At 45.4% G+C, this 14,435-nt stretch carries 15 protein-coding genes and 3 pseudogenes; 10 read left to right on the plus strand and 8 right to left on the minus strand.

Annotated features, from left to right (window positions below; genetic code table 11):
- From ACE1AQ_RS07140 to ACE1AQ_RS07155, 4 genes and pseudogenes are all read left to right on the plus strand, one after another.
- A pseudogene (locus ACE1AQ_RS07140) lies at positions 1 to 122 on the plus strand (IS630 family transposase); the annotation flags it as partial.
- Positions 119 to 571: a hypothetical protein gene (locus ACE1AQ_RS07145; protein WP_110545965.1), complete on the plus strand. Its 453-nt coding sequence runs from the start codon at positions 119 to 121 to the stop codon at positions 569 to 571. The pseudogene ACE1AQ_RS07140 and the gene ACE1AQ_RS07145, both read left to right, overlap by 4 nt.
- Positions 572 to 597: 26 nt before the next feature.
- Positions 598 to 969, plus strand: a complete 372-nt coding sequence (locus ACE1AQ_RS07150) for a nucleotidyltransferase family protein (RefSeq protein WP_039900216.1) — start codon at positions 598 to 600, stop codon at positions 967 to 969.
- Positions 947 to 1,447, plus strand: a complete 501-nt coding sequence (locus ACE1AQ_RS07155; RefSeq protein WP_008203330.1) for a hypothetical protein — start codon at positions 947 to 949, stop codon at positions 1,445 to 1,447. Before ACE1AQ_RS07150 ends, ACE1AQ_RS07155 begins: the two co-directional genes overlap by 23 nt.
- A gap of 178 nt (positions 1,448 to 1,625) precedes the next feature.
- Here ACE1AQ_RS07155 and plsY read toward each other — a convergent pair whose 3' ends face one another.
- The 3 genes from plsY to ACE1AQ_RS07170 all read right to left on the minus strand — a co-directional run bounded on the left by plsY (position 1,626) and on the right by ACE1AQ_RS07170 (position 4,154).
- A complete protein-coding gene (plsY, locus tag ACE1AQ_RS07160; protein ID WP_008203328.1) occupies positions 1,626 to 2,282 on the minus strand; it encodes a glycerol-3-phosphate 1-O-acyltransferase PlsY in 657 nt (218 codons plus the stop codon).
- Between the two features lie 68 nt (positions 2,283 to 2,350).
- Positions 2,351 to 3,046 carry a 3-oxoacyl-ACP reductase FabG gene (gene fabG / locus ACE1AQ_RS07165; protein WP_106909309.1) on the minus strand — a complete coding sequence of 232 codons (696 nt, stop codon included), beginning with the start codon at positions 3,044 to 3,046 and terminating at the stop codon, positions 2,351 to 2,353.
- Between the two features lie 82 nt (positions 3,047 to 3,128).
- Positions 3,129 to 4,154: a daunorubicin resistance protein DrrA family ABC transporter ATP-binding protein gene (locus ACE1AQ_RS07170; protein WP_002783999.1), complete on the minus strand. Its 1,026-nt coding sequence runs from the start codon at positions 4,152 to 4,154 to the stop codon at positions 3,129 to 3,131.
- A 336-nt stretch (positions 4,155 to 4,490) separates the two neighbouring features.
- Here ACE1AQ_RS07170 and ACE1AQ_RS07175 point away from each other — a divergent pair, with 336 nt between their 5' ends.
- Both ACE1AQ_RS07175 and lpxD read left to right on the plus strand, forming a co-directional pair.
- Entirely contained in the window at positions 4,491 to 5,375 is an 885-nt protein-coding gene (locus ACE1AQ_RS07175; protein ID WP_008203321.1) for an all3515 family Zur-repressed PEP-CTERM protein, read from the plus strand.
- A 199-nt stretch (positions 5,376 to 5,574) separates the two neighbouring features.
- A complete protein-coding gene (gene lpxD / locus ACE1AQ_RS07180; RefSeq protein WP_008203320.1) occupies positions 5,575 to 6,606 on the plus strand; it encodes a UDP-3-O-(3-hydroxymyristoyl)glucosamine N-acyltransferase in 1,032 nt (343 codons plus the stop codon).
- A gap of 2 nt (positions 6,607 to 6,608) precedes the next feature.
- Here lpxD and ACE1AQ_RS07185 read toward each other — a convergent pair whose 3' ends face one another.
- Positions 6,609 to 6,752: a hypothetical protein gene (locus ACE1AQ_RS07185; RefSeq protein ID WP_159036974.1), complete on the minus strand. Its 144-nt coding sequence runs from the start codon at positions 6,750 to 6,752 to the stop codon at positions 6,609 to 6,611.
- Between the two features lies 1 nt (position 6,753).
- On the opposite strand from ACE1AQ_RS07185, the gene ggt reads away from it, so the two are divergent.
- Positions 6,754 to 8,298: a gamma-glutamyltransferase gene (gene ggt / locus ACE1AQ_RS07190; protein ID WP_008203317.1), complete on the plus strand. Its 1,545-nt coding sequence runs from the start codon at positions 6,754 to 6,756 to the stop codon at positions 8,296 to 8,298.
- 251 nt (positions 8,299 to 8,549) lie between these two features.
- Here ggt and ACE1AQ_RS07195 read toward each other — a convergent pair.
- Positions 8,550 to 8,841: pseudogene (locus tag ACE1AQ_RS07195) on the minus strand (addiction module antidote protein).
- 201 nt (positions 8,842 to 9,042) lie between these two features.
- On the opposite strand from ACE1AQ_RS07195, the gene ACE1AQ_RS07200 reads away from it, so the two are divergent.
- Positions 9,043 to 10,578, plus strand: coding sequence for a TolC family protein (locus tag ACE1AQ_RS07200; protein WP_008203312.1), 1,536 nt, complete (start codon positions 9,043 to 9,045; stop codon positions 10,576 to 10,578).
- Positions 10,579 to 10,632: 54 nt separating this feature from the next.
- On the opposite strand, the gene ACE1AQ_RS07205 is transcribed toward ACE1AQ_RS07200, so the two are convergent.
- Positions 10,633 to 11,022, minus strand: coding sequence for a hypothetical protein (locus ACE1AQ_RS07205; protein WP_008203311.1), 390 nt, complete (start codon positions 11,020 to 11,022; stop codon positions 10,633 to 10,635).
- A 111-nt stretch (positions 11,023 to 11,133) separates the two neighbouring features.
- Positions 11,134 to 13,065: a glycine oxidase ThiO gene (gene thiO / locus ACE1AQ_RS07210; RefSeq protein ID WP_110545966.1), complete on the minus strand. Its 1,932-nt coding sequence runs from the start codon at positions 13,063 to 13,065 to the stop codon at positions 11,134 to 11,136.
- Positions 13,066 to 13,309: 244 nt separating this feature from the next.
- Here thiO and ACE1AQ_RS07215 point away from each other — a divergent pair, with 244 nt between their 5' ends.
- Positions 13,310 to 13,939, plus strand: a complete 630-nt coding sequence (locus ACE1AQ_RS07215) for a DUF2301 domain-containing membrane protein (RefSeq protein WP_008203308.1) — start codon at positions 13,310 to 13,312, stop codon at positions 13,937 to 13,939.
- Positions 13,940 to 14,024: 85 nt separating this feature from the next.
- Here the strand turns inward: ACE1AQ_RS07215 and ACE1AQ_RS07220 are convergent.
- Positions 14,025 to 14,138, minus strand: a pseudogene (locus ACE1AQ_RS07220) (transposase); the annotation flags it as partial.
- Between the two features lie 104 nt (positions 14,139 to 14,242).
- Between ACE1AQ_RS07220 and ACE1AQ_RS07225 the strand changes: the two are divergent.
- Positions 14,243 to 14,435, plus strand: a 193-nt coding sequence (locus ACE1AQ_RS07225) for a transposase family protein (RefSeq protein ID WP_374808137.1), incomplete at its 3' end; no start/stop codon positions are given.

Genomic DNA, 14,435 nt, shown 5'->3' on the forward strand with positions numbered 1-14,435 from the left:
TAAGAAAACTGAAGGCGAGAACTTACAAAGACTTAATAGAAGGGATTGAATTAGCTATGTTAGAAGTTACTCAAAAAGATATTCGCAATTGGTTTACTCACTGTTGCTACTGTACCTCATGAGTCAGAGAATTGCTATAAATGCTCAATTACAGTTAATCAAAGCGATCGATGGTAAACTAGCTGTTAGAGCCGAAGGTGTTAATCCCGATGATGTCATTCGCCTAGAAAGCATTGCCTATCAAATCCACAATTTATACAGTGCCACTGAGGATTTACTTAAAATAGTGGCTACCTGTTTTGAAAATCATATTGCCGATACTCGGCAATGGCATACAGCCTTATTAAACAGAATGACTGTCCCTATCCCCGGAATTCGTCCTGCTTTTATTTCTTCAGAAACCGCCGCTTTGTTAAATAGTTTGCGAGGATTTCGGCACTTTTTTCGTCATGCCTACGGCACAAATATTGATTATGAGCAATTGAAAGTTAATTTAGACAGGGCAAGAAAAATCTACAGAAACTTAGAAAAAGATATTCAAATTTTCTTTGAACAATGGGCGGAAATTTAAACTAAATCCTCGATACTATAATGATTATGTCGGTCAATAATCCCTATCTTGAATACTGGCAAAAATGCCAAAAAAAACAGCAGGAATATAATCAAAAATTAGCTCAAGAGGCTAGGAAAAATCTTCCGCCAGTTATTGATTATTTAAAAGAAAATTTCCCAATTACAAAAATTATCCTGTTTGGTTCTCTAGTTAAAGGTAAATTTCAGGAAACCTCTGATATTGATCTAGCCGTGGCTGGCATACCCCCAGAAAGTTTTTTTCAAGCTTTAGGAAAAGTTAATTTAATTAGCGACCGCTGGATTGATTTAAAGCCTATAGAAGACTTAGAACCTCATTTTCTTAACAGAGTTTTGCAAACAGGAGAATGTCTTTATGCGTCCGATGAGTGCCAGTGAATTACAAGAAATCGCCCTTGATATTGCCACTGAAGTTAATAGATTAAATCGGCTAGAAAGCCAGATGCGTTTAGTTCAAGCGGAAATGCTAACCAACCCGGCACTAGCCGATATTTGTGCCGAAAGTTTAGCCCTAAAACTCCATAACTTCTATACAGGATGTGAACGAATTTTTCAAATTATCGCTTCTGAGTTAAATGGTGGCTTACCATCTAGTTATGACTGGCATAGAAGGCTATTAAATCGTATGAGCAACCCTCAAGATTATCGTCCTGCTGTATTACGAGAAGATACAGTACATAAACTTAATGAATACCTAAGCTTTCGGCACGTTGTTCGCAATATCTACGGGTTTGAATTGGAAAAACAAAAACTAGAAAATCTGGTTAATAACTATTATAATACATGGCTACAAGTTCAAGAAGATATTAATAGTTTTATCCTCTGGTTAAAAACCACAGCAGACAGTCTTAATTAGGGTTTGCTGAATAAATCTAAAAACCTTGTTGGATAAAACTTTTAGACCTTTTTGAAATCAAAAAGTGCCAGACATTGGGGTGATCGGGGGGGAAATTTAGGCACTTTTTCCCTGAAAATGGGTAAAACCCTACACCCCACACCCTGCGCCCACGAAAAACTTTTTCAGCAGACCCGATTTAACTTACTTCCGATGATTGCTGTACTTTCTGACCTATTTTTGGTTCCGTCCCTGCCAACAATCTTTTAATATTACCCTGATGACGAACAATCACATAGATTCCCCCCATCAAACTAAATAAAATATAGGGGAGAGGTTGACCTAAAATAACCATTAAAATATTCACCACCAGCGCCCCGATAATCGAACCTAAAGAAACAATCCGGAAAAGTGCGAGCATAACCAAAAAACTCGCCAAAGTTCCGCAAGCCACTAAGGGATTCATCACCAATAAAACCCCTAAACCGGTGGCGACGGATTTACCCCCGCTAAAATTCAAGAAAATCGATTTACTATGACCAATGATTGCCCCCAATGCTGCCCCGATAATTAACCAGTAATACCAACTTTCTGGGAGAGGATTGACATCAATAAAATATAGTCCTCGTGCTAAGGCCACCGCCGCCATTCCTTTTAACATATCAATTAATAACACCGTCGCCCCGGCAGTTTTTCCCAGAGTTCTCAGCACATTGGTGGCCCCGGTGGAACCGGAACCATAGTCACGAATATCGATACCTTTGCTGTATTTACCGATTAAATAACCCGTGGGAATCGAACCGAGCAGATAGGATAAAAGTAAGATAGTAAGACTGATAAGAATCGGAATAAGCATAAATTAACCCCAATTTTTAGCAAGAGCGAGCGCCGTTATCAGTGTATCAGCCCGAAGACAAAAACCACTCACAGGGAACCATAGACGGGAATTGCCGCCCCGCGCAAGTCTTTCGCTCCTTCCCCTGCCAGAAAACAGATCACCTCGGCTAGAGATTGGGGACTTACCCAGTCCTTGGCACTTGCCTCTCCCATCGCTTCCCGGTTGCTGGGAGTATCGATAACACTTGGCAAAACCACGTTAGCAGTAATATTAGTCTGTTTGGTTTCTTCTGCGATCGCTTGGGTTAAAGCCACTACCGCCGCTTTCGAGGCACAATAGGCGGCCAAATTTGCCCCCGGTTGTACGGCACCACGAGAACCGATAGTGACGATACGACCATAATTGTGAAGTTTCATCGAGCGTAAACAGTGTTTACACAGTAAAAAAGTGCTATGGAGGTTTAAATCAAACATTTTTAGCCAATCTTCATAGCTAAACTCCTCCGTCGCCCCCATGGTAAAACCCCCGACTAGATGAATTAAAACATCGACCCGACCGAGATCATCAATTAATCTAGCCACGGCAGTTTCTTGGGTTAAATCCACCTTGACAAAGCGAATACGCTCAAATTCCGCCGCACTCAGCCGAGATTTCAGACGACCTACCTCCCTTTCCTCCCGATAGGTCATGGTCAGATGACCGCCATGGTGTAAAACCGCCGGAGTGACTTCTAAACCCAGTCCCCCCGTACCGCCGGTCAGCAATACCCGTTTATCTTTCATATTGATTGATAGATAGTCGATCGCTCCAATTATAGAGGATTTAACGGGACAATTAGGCAATACTACAGCCTTACTCGCCGGACTAGGATTCCTTCATCGCTTGTTTTTTCTCCGCCTTCAGGTCGCGACTGCTGGCGGCGGCAATTTCCGCATCCATCAGGGTGCGTCCGGTGGCCGCTAGATAGACATCATCGAGACTAGGACGGGATTGGGCCATGCTAAACACCGGTAATCCCGATTCGGCTAGGGTTTGTTCAATTTTGCTTAAAGGATTGCTATTGGCCGTGACGATGAGATTCAGGGAGTTACCCTGGGCGGTATTAACGATTACTTCCTCGACAAAAGGCAGACGGGATAATAACTCTTTCGCTTTTAGGGCCTCTTCCTCTGGGGAAAATTCTCGCACTTTTAGGGTAATGCGATCGCCGCCCAGCTGCTCCTTTAGTTGTGAGGGGGTACCGCGAGCGATGACGATACCATTGTCGATAATTGCCAAGTTATCGGCCAAAGCGTCGATTTCTTCGAGATAATGGCTGGTAATTAATACACTGGTTCCAGCTGCCCGCAATTGTCGCAGAAAATCCCAGACAATCAAACGACTTTCGATATCGAGGCCTACAGTCGGTTCATCCAGCACCAAAACTTCCGGCTGATGCAGTAATCCCGCCGCTAAATCCAGCCGTTTTTTGATGCCGCCGGAATAGGTCCCCGTTTTTTTGTCGGCGTATTCCTCTAATCCTAAAAGATTTATTAATTCTTTGATGCGCTCTCTTGACTTTTGAGCGGGAATGTGATATAGAGCCGCTTGTAGTTGCAACAGTTCCCGGCCCGTGAGCATTTTATCGAGGGCGACTTCTTGGGCAACGTAACCTAGGCGTTTACGAGCGGATTTGGGGTTATTCAGGGCATCGACACCCCCCACCTCGATTTTGCCGCCATCGGGTTTAGCAAGGGTGCAAAGACAGCGAATCGTGGTGGTTTTTCCCGCACCATTGGGACCGAGTAAACCGAAGATTTCTGCCGCTGCCACGGTAAAGGAGATATCTTTAACCGCTGCTGTCTGACCGTAGGATTTTTTTAAGTTTTTGATCGCCACCGCAAGGGTCATAAGCTGATTTTCGCCCACTTGAGCGAGACAATTTTTTTGTTAACTTTCTCGGTCTATTTTAACCCAGATTCCCCACTGCAAAACCTAACACAGCCTTGTTGATCTTTTCCGATCAAGATAAACTTTGACGGGATTTGGCCTCATCCCCAGAGAACCGGCTGCTGTTCCAGCGTTGCCTGTTCCTTGATCCACCTCGACCCCTTTAGATGCCCGGGCAACTTATTGGGACAGCATTGTTCACGTTAACTTAAATTAACTTTTTTGGCAAAAGTCAATCGCAACAAGGGTTTTTCGCTAAAGTGATAATGATTATCATTCCAATTAATGAGAGAAATCATGGTTCTACAGGTCTCTAGGGTAGGATTAGTTTGTGCTGGCAATAAAATAAGAGAAAAAAGCCCAAAATCTCCATTTATCGCCGTTAGCTTCATTTTATCGCTTTCTTTCGCCCTGGTAACGGTGGCTAAGGCTGAAGAGCCTGCCATTGGTCAGAGTTTGCCCGAATTTTATATCGGGGTGGATAATCAAATCACCTTAACTCGGGGCATCTATGAGGGATTAGCCAATCCTAACTATAACCGGTTAAGTCTTCTGGTTGCTCACCGAGAGGGAAACCCTCATTTTCACGGTATCGGCACTTACAGTTATTCCGGCCCGTCTGGTAATCCGGTAGTTAATCCCACTAACAGCAATAATCGCATTCCTGAGACTTCTACAGGATTGCCTCCTCTCTCCTTAATTGCAGGAAAAGGAATTTTTCAGAATAGTTTTGTTAGTGCTGCCACTGGGGAGGAATATAGCAATCTACTGATGCAATCAGTGGCAACTATTAATAATTCCTCTGACTTGGGAGAACAAGCTCTTTTTAACAGTTCTGGGGGACGGTGGAATCGGTCTTTAGGTAATGCCAACCTATCCTTACAACTGTTAGAGATTAGTGATGGATTAACAGTAGCTAACTCTTTAGGACAGACAATTTTAGCTAATGCTGGCGATATCTATGCGATCGGGACTGGTGATAACTTCTCCTTTTTACCGAAGTTTCTTGCCTCTCGACCAGGAAAATATTCAGCCAGTTTTAAGCTGGTAGATCTTAGCCTTTCGTGGGGAGAGTCAGGAATTTTTAACCTAGATTTTCAAACAGTTCCCGAACCATCAACTTTGATCTCCTTAATACTGTTTGGGTCAATTTTATTAACTCGATCGAGCAGTAAAAACTAAAACCAATCGGTTTTGGAGAGATCAAAATTATCTCCAAAACCGCGCTAGATCGAGATCGGCTTTGTTGAAATGGGAAACAGGGATTATTCCCTAAAAAACTAGCAACTTTTTTGACTATAATAACGACAAGATTATCGGTATAGTTCTAGACTGTTAGACCATCCTATCATCAGCCCTATCTCGATCGCAGTATATATTTATGAAATTTAGTGAAATTGCCCAAAAATTAAGCCCTTTAGTCTCTGCTCACAGTTTAACTGCCTATCCCGACAGAAATCCCCAAATTAAAGCCATAACTCCCATCGAAAGCGCCCTAGTCGATACCATTAGCTATATCGAAGGGGGAAAATTTGCTTCCTTTGTCGCCAAAACTGAGGCTACTGCCCTAATTCTGCCCCTGGATACCAATTTACAACAACAGGCCGACGAACGCGGCATCGCTTGGTTAGCTAGTGCCAATCCCCGACTTTTATTCGCCCACGCCATCAAATTATTCTATCAACCCTTTCAGCCCCAACCCTACATTCACGCCACCGCCGTGGTGCATCCATCGGCTAAAATCGGCCATAAAGTCGCCATCGGGGCCCATGCCGTGGTGGAAGCCAATGTCACCCTCGGTGATGGCGTGTGCATTCATCCTAACGCCGTTGTTTACCCCGGGGTGCATATTGGTGATCGCACAATTCTCCACGCTAACTGTACTATCCATGAACGGGTACAAATCGGCAATGATTGCGTTATCCACAGTGGTGCTGTTATCGGTGCTGAGGGCTTCGGTTTTGTGCCGGTTCCCGAAGGCTGGTTTAAGATGGAACAATCCGGTATCGTGGTCTTAGAAGATGGGGTGGAAATTGGCTGTAATAGCGCCGTGGATCGCCCGGCAGTGGGAGAAACCCGCATCGGTAGCCAGACTAAGATCGATAATCTCGTCCATATTGCCCATAATTGCCAAATTGGCCAAGCCTGCGCCCTAGCAGGACAGGTAGGCATGGCAGGAGGCGTAAAAGTGGGCAATCGCGTTATTTTAGCGGGACAGGTGGGCATTGCCAATCAAGCAGTAATCGGGGATGGTGCGATCGCAACAGCCCAAGCTGGCATTCACAACGATATCGGGGCAGGAGAAGTGGTTTCCGGCTCTCCTGCTATGCCTCATAAACTATTCCTCAAGGCAGCAGCCGCTTACAAGCGTTTACCCGAAATCTATCAAGCGGTTAAGCAGTTGCAAAAATAGCCCTATTCGGGGGACAGGAGACGGTCGGCAGGAGGCAGCTTTTTTCTCCCCACTTCCCCACTTGCCAATTCATAATTCATAATTGATAATTCATAATTTCCACTAACCACTGATAACTGTTTACTGTTTACTGATAACTGAATCATCGTGACTGGCAAAAGCAAGGGCGCTATCGCCGCAGGACATCCAAAAACTGCCGAAGCTGGACAATTAATCTTAGAAATGGGCGGCAATGCCTTCGATGGGATTGTTGGCTCGATTTTAGCGGCTTTCGTGGTCGAATTCACCCTCGCTTCGGCGGGGGGCGGCGGTTTTTTACTAGCACATACCAAGGAAAAAGTCAATACCCTTTTTGATTTTTTTTGTCAAACTCCCAAATCTAAAAAACCCTTGACAAAGATCGACTTTTACCCAGTGGCGATCGATTTTGGGGGTGCTAGTCAAGATTTTCACATTGGCCGAGGTGCGATCGCTACGACCGGGGCATTACGGGGACTGGAAACAGTACAGAAAAAACTGGGAAAATTGCCCTTTGCCGTGGTAGCAGAACCAGCGATCGAATATGCTCGACAAGGCTACATTTTGAGCCAATATAACGGCTTTTGCCTGGGTTTACTCGCTTCGATCCTGCTCAAAGATCGAGAGGGTTTAAAAGTCTATGCTCCCCAAGGAAAACTCCTCCAAGCTGGCGATCGCTGTGTGATGAGGGATTTGGCCAACACCTTAGAGGAATTAAGCAAAAAAGGCGTAAAAGACTTTTATGAGGGAGAAATCGCCCACCAAATCGCCAAGGATATGCAGGAGGGAGGTTATCTTACCCTAGAGGATTTAAGTCATTACCAAGTCCTTGAGAGAAAACCCCTAAAAACCCAATATCGCGGGTACGAAATACTGACCAATCCGCCTCCTAGTTCTGGAGGAATTCTCCTGGCTTTTGCGCTAAAATTACTGGAAACAGTCAATTTATCGGCTTTAGAGCCTCTAGGAGCCAAACATCTGCAAATTTTAACGGAAGTGATGGCCTTAACCAATCAAGCGCGGGTTCAAGGCTACGATGATTTTATCCATCAGGAGGGAATCGCAGAGCAGTTCCTCTCGCCGCAATTTTTAGGCAAATATGCCAATAAATGGGGCAGTACCACCCATATTAGCATTATCGATGGGGAAGGTAATGCCGCCAGTGCCACCTTTTCCAACGGCGAAGGATCAGCTTATACCGTGCCGGGGACGGGAATTATGCTCAATAATATGATCGGGGAAGCGGACTTAAATCCCTTTGGTTTTCACAATTGGCCCGTTGATCGTCGTTTATCCTCAATGATGTCGCCGACGATGATTTTAGAGGAAGGAAAGCCGCGATTTGTTCTCGGTTCTGGGGGTTCCAATCGCATTCGCACCGCTATTTTGCAGGTTATTAGTAATTTAATCGATTTTCGGCAATCTTTAGCCGATGCGATCGGGGCCTCGCGCATACATTGGGAAAATCAACAATTAGGAATTGAACCCCTAGAAGATCGGGAAAATCTGCTCGAAAATCTGGTTTTACCCGCAAATACTCAAGTATCCCGGTGGCAAGAACAAAATATGTTTTTTGGGGGTGTGCATGGGGTGGCAGTGAATGATTGGGGGGAGTTAACCGCTACGGGCGATCCGCGTCGGGAGGGGGTAGGATTAGTGATGGGGCATTTTTAGATAGGGTTTGCTGAATAATGGTAAAACCCTTTTAAAATAAGGCTTTTGACCTGTTAAAGTCCGATGTTCATGCTGCGAAAATCGGATTGGGACTCTCAAAAACCTTGCATTATCCCTCTTATAGTACATAAAGTGGTAAAAAAAGAGAGGGCAACAAAGCCTGAAACTCCCGACGACCGGTTACTGACTCCTGACTCCTGACTTCTGACTTCTGACTGCTTAACCCCACCAACAAACTTTTTCAGCACACCCTAGATAATGGGTACAACTTGCAGGCGTAACCCAAGTGCTTGCAAAACCTTAAGAACTGTAGCAAACTCACCGATTACCCCGATTCGACAAAGATTTATAAAGACTCTCCCGTCCCAAACCCGTCTGGTGAGCAATATGAGTCATCCCTTGAGAACGAGCAATATCGCCTAATGCTGCCACTACTAAGCTAGGATCGCCATCTTCGAGGGCAGCTTCCAGATAAGCAGCGATATCTTCTTTTGTTTTCAAATGATCTGCTGCATCCCAAGGATAAGTCTGAATTGTAGCCATAGAGAAACTCCTATAAGTATTGGGCTAAATCTAATGCTGTTTTGATGTCCCGTTCAAAATCCATCGAATCTCATTTTAGCTGGTGCTTAAAAGACGGTGGCTTTCATGCTCCCGTGTTACTATCGGTAATTAGTAATCGGCCAACATAGTGGTGTGAGCTTGTTTACTTCTTATCGTTTACTGTTTACTTTCGAGATACTCATGTTGCTCTTGCGTTATGGTATTACCGTGAGTGCGGTGCTTGGGTTGGTTTTCTTGGCTGAATCCTCGGTTAAGGCACAAACTCAGTCCGCTGCCGATTTATTGAAGAAACCCCAACCTGCTGCCAATCCAGTTTCTCAATTACCCGGTCCATCGGCGGCACCGGCAACCACGGAAGCGGATCCCAAGGCCCCTAATTATCTTAATCCTAGTGGCAATCCCCTGATTTTTCCCACCAAACCGGATGAGGTGAATATTAGGGTAGTACAACCGATCACCTTAAATCAAGCGATCGAATTAGCTTTAAAAAATAATCAGACCTTACAGACAGCCCGGGTCGATTTAGAAATCGCTCGCGCCCAATTAAAGGAACAACAGGCGGCCTTATTACCCACGGCCCAAGCGGAAACCAGTCTCAGTCAAGATCAATCGGCAGCTGCCCAAAGACAGAATGAGTTAGCTCGTCAACAGGGAATCCCAGCAGTTACACCCGAAGATAGTACCAACTTTCAGGGTAGTGTTCGCATCGTCTATGGGGTTTATACAGGGGGTGAACGGGCAGCCCAGATCAAAAGGGCCCAAAAAGTCATCCGGCAACAGGAATTAGAGGTGGAACGAGTCTCGGAACAAACTCGTTTTGATGCCACCGATGCCTATTATGAATTGCAGAGGGGTGATGCCCAAGTTGCGATCGCCCAAGCCTCGATCGAAGATGCTAGTCAAAGTTTACGCGATGCACAATTATTGGAGCAAGCTGGACTAGGAACCCGATTTGCTGTCCTACAGGCGGAAGTTGACCTGGCCAACGCTAACCAAGACTTAACCCGGGCGATTTCTAACCAGCGTATTTCCCGACGGCGACTGGCACAGGTATTGAGTGTCGGTCAGCACATCGAGTTAACCGCTGCCGATGAGATTCGCGAGGCGGGAACTTGGGGCTTAAGTCTTGATGATAGTATTGTTTTAGCCTATAAAAATCGTGCGGAATTAGAACAACAACTCTTACAGAGGGAAATTAGCGCAGAAGACCGATCGATCGCTATTTCGGCGGTGATTCCTCAAGTGGACCTTTTGGGCGAGTATAATGTCCTCAACGATCTCAGTGATGCTGCTGGTTTTGGCGATGGTTTTAGCGTCGGCGGCCGGATTCGTTGGACTTTCTTTGATGGTGGTCGTGCTTTTGCTCGCGCCCGTCAAGCGGAAAGAAATATTGATCGCGCCGATACGGAATTCTCCCTCCGTCGCAATGAAATCCGCCTTCAGGTGGAGGAATCCTACTATAGTTTGATTTCTAACCAAGAAAACATCAAAACCTCGCAAAAAAGCATTGAATCGGCCACGGAAAGTCTGCGATTAGCCCGGTTACGCTTTCAGGCGGGTGTGGGAACCCAAACGGATGTGATCAACTCCCAACGGGATTTAACCGATGCCAGAAGCCGTTATCTACAGGCGATCGTCGATTACAATAGATCCTTGAATAGTCTCCAGCGAGCGATTAGTAATTTACCGGATAATCGTTTGTTTGAAGTGCGTTAATTGTGGGATTTATCGAGGTGTGGTGTGGGGGGAGATAGCCAAATCTCCCCTATTTTAACGGGTTTCGATGATTCTAATTTGTTGTTCCCGCAATTGCTGCAGGGTGGGAGTTTCCTGTAGCTCTTGCACCTGCGGACGCAGATTATGACAACGAGAGGCATTAATGCTACCGCATTGATTGTCGATCGTGTTCAGTCGGCGCTGCTCGATTTGGGGACTGGTGCGAAAGTCTAATTGCTGATTGTATTGGGGATATTTTTGGTAAGCGCAGGATTCAGCCTCAGCTAAACAACGCTCGCTGATAGGCAATTGGGCTGCGACTAGGTTGCCGCTAACGCAAACCCAACCCAGACCCAGAAACAAACCTGATAATAAAGAATTTTTAGTGATCATCGCCAATATACCTCGCTGATCAAAAAATGTAGTCTCAGCATTGGCGGCCATGACGGTAATTGCCCGGCAGATTCTCAGTCATGATTCCACCTCTTTTATTCTAGTCAATTTTGCTGGCCATGCCCACGATAGCTGAAAACAGCCCATTCCTAGCTTAATCGGTTAGGCGATCGTTCCCGTCAGGGGGGAACTAGGACTAGCAGAGGACTTAATCGGCATTCTTCCCGCTAAATAGGCTAAACGTCCCGCTTTTGCCGCCATTCCCATGGCTTGCGCCATCATAACCGGATTGGCCGCCATAGCGATCGCACTGTTAATTAATAAAGCATCGGCCCCCATTTCCATGGCCCGGGCTGCTTCTGAGGGTGTACCGATCCCGGCATCTACCACCACGGGAATTTTGGCCGATTCGATGATAATTGCGATATTTGCCTCATTTTTCAGCCCCTGTCCCGACCCGATCGGCGATCCTAGGGGCATAACCGTGGCGCAGCCAGCCTCCTCTAAACGTTTGGCTAAGAGAGGATCGGCGTTAATATAGGGCAGTACGGCAAAACCTTCTTTAACTAATTGTTCAGCCGCTTGCAAAGTTCCGATCGGATCGGGTAATAAATATTTAGGATCGGGAATAACTTCGAGTTTAATAAAGTTATTGTCTTCCTGTCCCAATAATTTGGCCATTTCTCGCCCTAAACGGGCCACCCGAACCGCTTCTTCGGCCGTTTGACAACCGGCAGTGTTGGGTAACATCCAGATTTTCGACCAATCAATCGCTTCTGCTAATCCCTCATGACCGGGTGCGTTCGTTTGTACTCGTCTAACGGCAACTGTGACAATCTGACATTCACTGGCACTAATACTTTCCTGCATAGTGGTCAGATTGGCATATTTGCCAGTCCCAGTCATCAAGCGGGAGTGAAAGGTTTTCCCGGCAATGGTGAGGCGATCATTCTGGGGCGATAAAAGCGCTTGCGGTTTATTCTCAATAATAGTTAAGGACATAGGTGGAATAGTAACGGGTGATGGTTGATTAAAGCGATCGCAGCGAAAATGGGTCAAAATGGGATTAACTTTGTCATTAATCACCAGGTCGGCAATCAAGGAAGCCGTGACAGGAGCGAGTAAAATGCCATTACGATAGTGACCGGTGGCTAAAATCAGGTTATCACAGCTACTGCGGCCTAAAATGGGCAATTCATCCGCTGTACCCGGACGGAATCCCCACCAAATTTCCTCGATTTCCCAGTCAGCTAAAGGGGGATAGAGACGGGTAGCACGCGCAAAAAGGGTTTGCAGTCCTTGGGGTGTATTACCCGTTTGCCAGGCCACTGTTTCGGAAGTGGCCCCGATAATTAAACGACCATGGCGACGGGGAACCAGATAGGTTTGGGGACCGAATAAAACCCTAGTTAAGGTCTGGTTAGGGGGCATTTTTACCGCGGCCATTTGACCTTTGACGGGATGGATAGGGAGGGGTAAAAGTTGACTAGCCCAGGATCCCGTCGCTAAAATGTAAATTTTTGCTTCTAATTCCCCAATTGAAGTATAAATACTCTTGACTTTTCCCTGCTTTTGTTGTATGGCGTGGACTTCTACGCCTTGGCGAATTTCTACCCCTAAATTTTCGGCCGCTTGTTGCAGCGCAGTCACTAGCTGCCGGTTGTCCACTTGTCCATCGTCGGGATACCACCAACCACCGATCACATCTTTACCTAGTCCGGGTTGGTAGAGATGAACTGCATTGCTGTCTAACCAAATTTTATTCACTTCCTCGGTAGTAACGGGCTGCTCTAGCTCGTAAACGGGAGCAAGAATACCACAGGGATAGTAACCGGTGTTTATCCCCGTTAAATCCTCGATTTTGCGAGTCCATTCTGGATATAGCCAGCGCGATTGCAGGCAAAGATCGAGAAACGGACTCGGGGGAATTCCTTCCGCATGGGGGGCTAACATTCCCGCAGCCGCACGACTAGCGGCCTGAGCTATATCTCGAACTAGGAGGGTAACTTTTGCCCCGCGCAATTGCAAATCGACAGCGATCGCTAATCCGATGATACCACCGCCCACGATCAAAATTTCGCTAGTTGAGTTCATAAAAGTCTCTGGCACCAAAGAGAATTACTGAAATGACAAGGAATTAGAAGTTAAAACAAGAAAGACGCAGTAAAATAACATATATATTTTTTTATCGCAATTAATCATAATTTTTAGCTTGATTGACTACTAAACTCGCAATTAGTCAGCCGAGAGGGGGAAGAAGTGGGGCTACTGGCATAATTTAAGCTTAAGATGATTTGTAGTCGATCTTTTCTAAGCTTCCCTTTTTCTTTAGAGCATAATGACTTCCCCTGCTGTCGATCGAGTTTATCAAGGTCAATTCGGAGAGTTTACGATTACGGATAGCGATCGCCTAGGCGTGCGTCTCTACCGTCTGGGGTTAAATTTAGCGGCTTTTAGTTTCGCTGTCGCTACAATTATAGTTCTCACTCGACCGCAATTATTGCCCCTGACTAACCTTTTATACATTGGTTTTTGTCTGGGGTTAGGCATCAGTTTATTGACTATTCATATATATTTAATTCCCCTCCATCGTCTCCTGCAAGTTTTTTGGCTAATCGGGGCGATTACTTCCCTAATTTTCAGTCTCTATTCTCACCTTTCTCCCCTAGAATTTGTCTATAACCATCCGGTGAGTTTATTGGGTGTGGGCTTTATTTTTGCTAGTCTCACGGGGATTTATTTCAAAGAAGCTTTTTGTTTTAATCGTCTAGAAACCAAGTTTTTAACCCCTCTAGTTCCCACCCTTTTACTCGGTCATCTTTTGGGGATATTGCCCTTAAATTGGGAAAAGGGGCTATTAATTCTCTGGGCGACTTTATTCGTTATCTTTGCCCTGGGAAAGTTAAGCCAACCTCTCCCCAACGATATCGGTGATAAATCGGTCTTTGAACATCTTAACCATTCCTGAACTCTCCAGAGATTAATCGGAAAATATTCGGGAAATTAAGTCAGCTGCCCGCGTATCTAATCGTCGAATTGACATACTCCCACCGTCAAGCTACCCTGTGACGGGGAATTCTTGACCTATCACTATCGGAAATTCTTTGTTCAACGAGACACCTTAGATTCTCAATGTCTCCATTAAGAATCCAGAGACCGGACTCTCCCCCCCCTGCCCCCCTAGGGCTGTTTCATTCTCCCATCAGAATATCAAAAGTAAAAGCGATCACAGTCAGGTAAAATGAGGAGTGACCGCCAACTTTTGAAATATATGTTGAGCTTAATAGAAAAACTGAAACAAGTCAAGGACTTTAGGAAAGATCAAGGAAAAAGACACCCTTTATGGATAGTATTAGTAGTAATAATACTGGGAACAATGCTAGGATACTCAGGTTATAGAGAGCTAGGAGAGTTTGCTAAAAATAATCGGCACAGGCTCAGTCAAGAATTTAACATAATTCCAG

Origin of the sequence: Microcystis sp. BLCC-F209 (assembly GCF_041928595.1) — a bacterium.
Lineage (GTDB): Bacteria > Cyanobacteriota > Cyanobacteriia > Cyanobacteriales > Microcystaceae > Microcystis.

Excerpts from the sequence above, each read along its gene's own strand:
- ACE1AQ_RS07145 (WP_110545965.1), top strand. The coding sequence starts at position 119 with ATGAGTCAGAGAATTGCTATAAATGCTCAATTACAGTTAATCAAAGCG.
- ACE1AQ_RS07175 (WP_008203321.1), top strand. The coding sequence starts at position 4,491 with ATGGTTCTACAGGTCTCTAGGGTAGGATTAGTTTGTGCTGGCAATAAA.
- fabG (WP_106909309.1), bottom strand. The coding sequence starts at position 3,046 with ATGAAAGATAAACGGGTATTGCTGACCGGCGGTACGGGGGGACTGGGT.
- thiO (WP_110545966.1), bottom strand. The coding sequence starts at position 13,065 with ATGAACTCAACTAGCGAAATTTTGATCGTGGGCGGTGGTATCATCGGA.
- ACE1AQ_RS07170 (WP_002783999.1), bottom strand. The coding sequence starts at position 4,154 with ATGACCCTTGCGGTGGCGATCAAAAACTTAAAAAAATCCTACGGTCAG.
- ACE1AQ_RS07185 (WP_159036974.1), bottom strand. The coding sequence starts at position 6,752 with ATGATTCAGTTATCAGTAAACAGTAAACAGTTATCAGTGGTTAGTGGA.
- lpxD (WP_008203320.1), top strand. The coding sequence starts at position 5,575 with ATGAAATTTAGTGAAATTGCCCAAAAATTAAGCCCTTTAGTCTCTGCT.
- plsY (WP_008203328.1), bottom strand. The coding sequence starts at position 2,282 with ATGCTTATTCCGATTCTTATCAGTCTTACTATCTTACTTTTATCCTAT.
- ACE1AQ_RS07205 (WP_008203311.1), bottom strand. The coding sequence starts at position 11,022 with ATGGCCGCCAATGCTGAGACTACATTTTTTGATCAGCGAGGTATATTG.
- ACE1AQ_RS07155 (WP_008203330.1), top strand. The coding sequence starts at position 947 with ATGCGTCCGATGAGTGCCAGTGAATTACAAGAAATCGCCCTTGATATT.
- ACE1AQ_RS07215 (WP_008203308.1), top strand. The coding sequence starts at position 13,310 with ATGACTTCCCCTGCTGTCGATCGAGTTTATCAAGGTCAATTCGGAGAG.
- ACE1AQ_RS07150 (WP_039900216.1), top strand. The coding sequence starts at position 598 with ATGTCGGTCAATAATCCCTATCTTGAATACTGGCAAAAATGCCAAAAA.
- ACE1AQ_RS07200 (WP_008203312.1), top strand. The coding sequence starts at position 9,043 with ATGTTGCTCTTGCGTTATGGTATTACCGTGAGTGCGGTGCTTGGGTTG.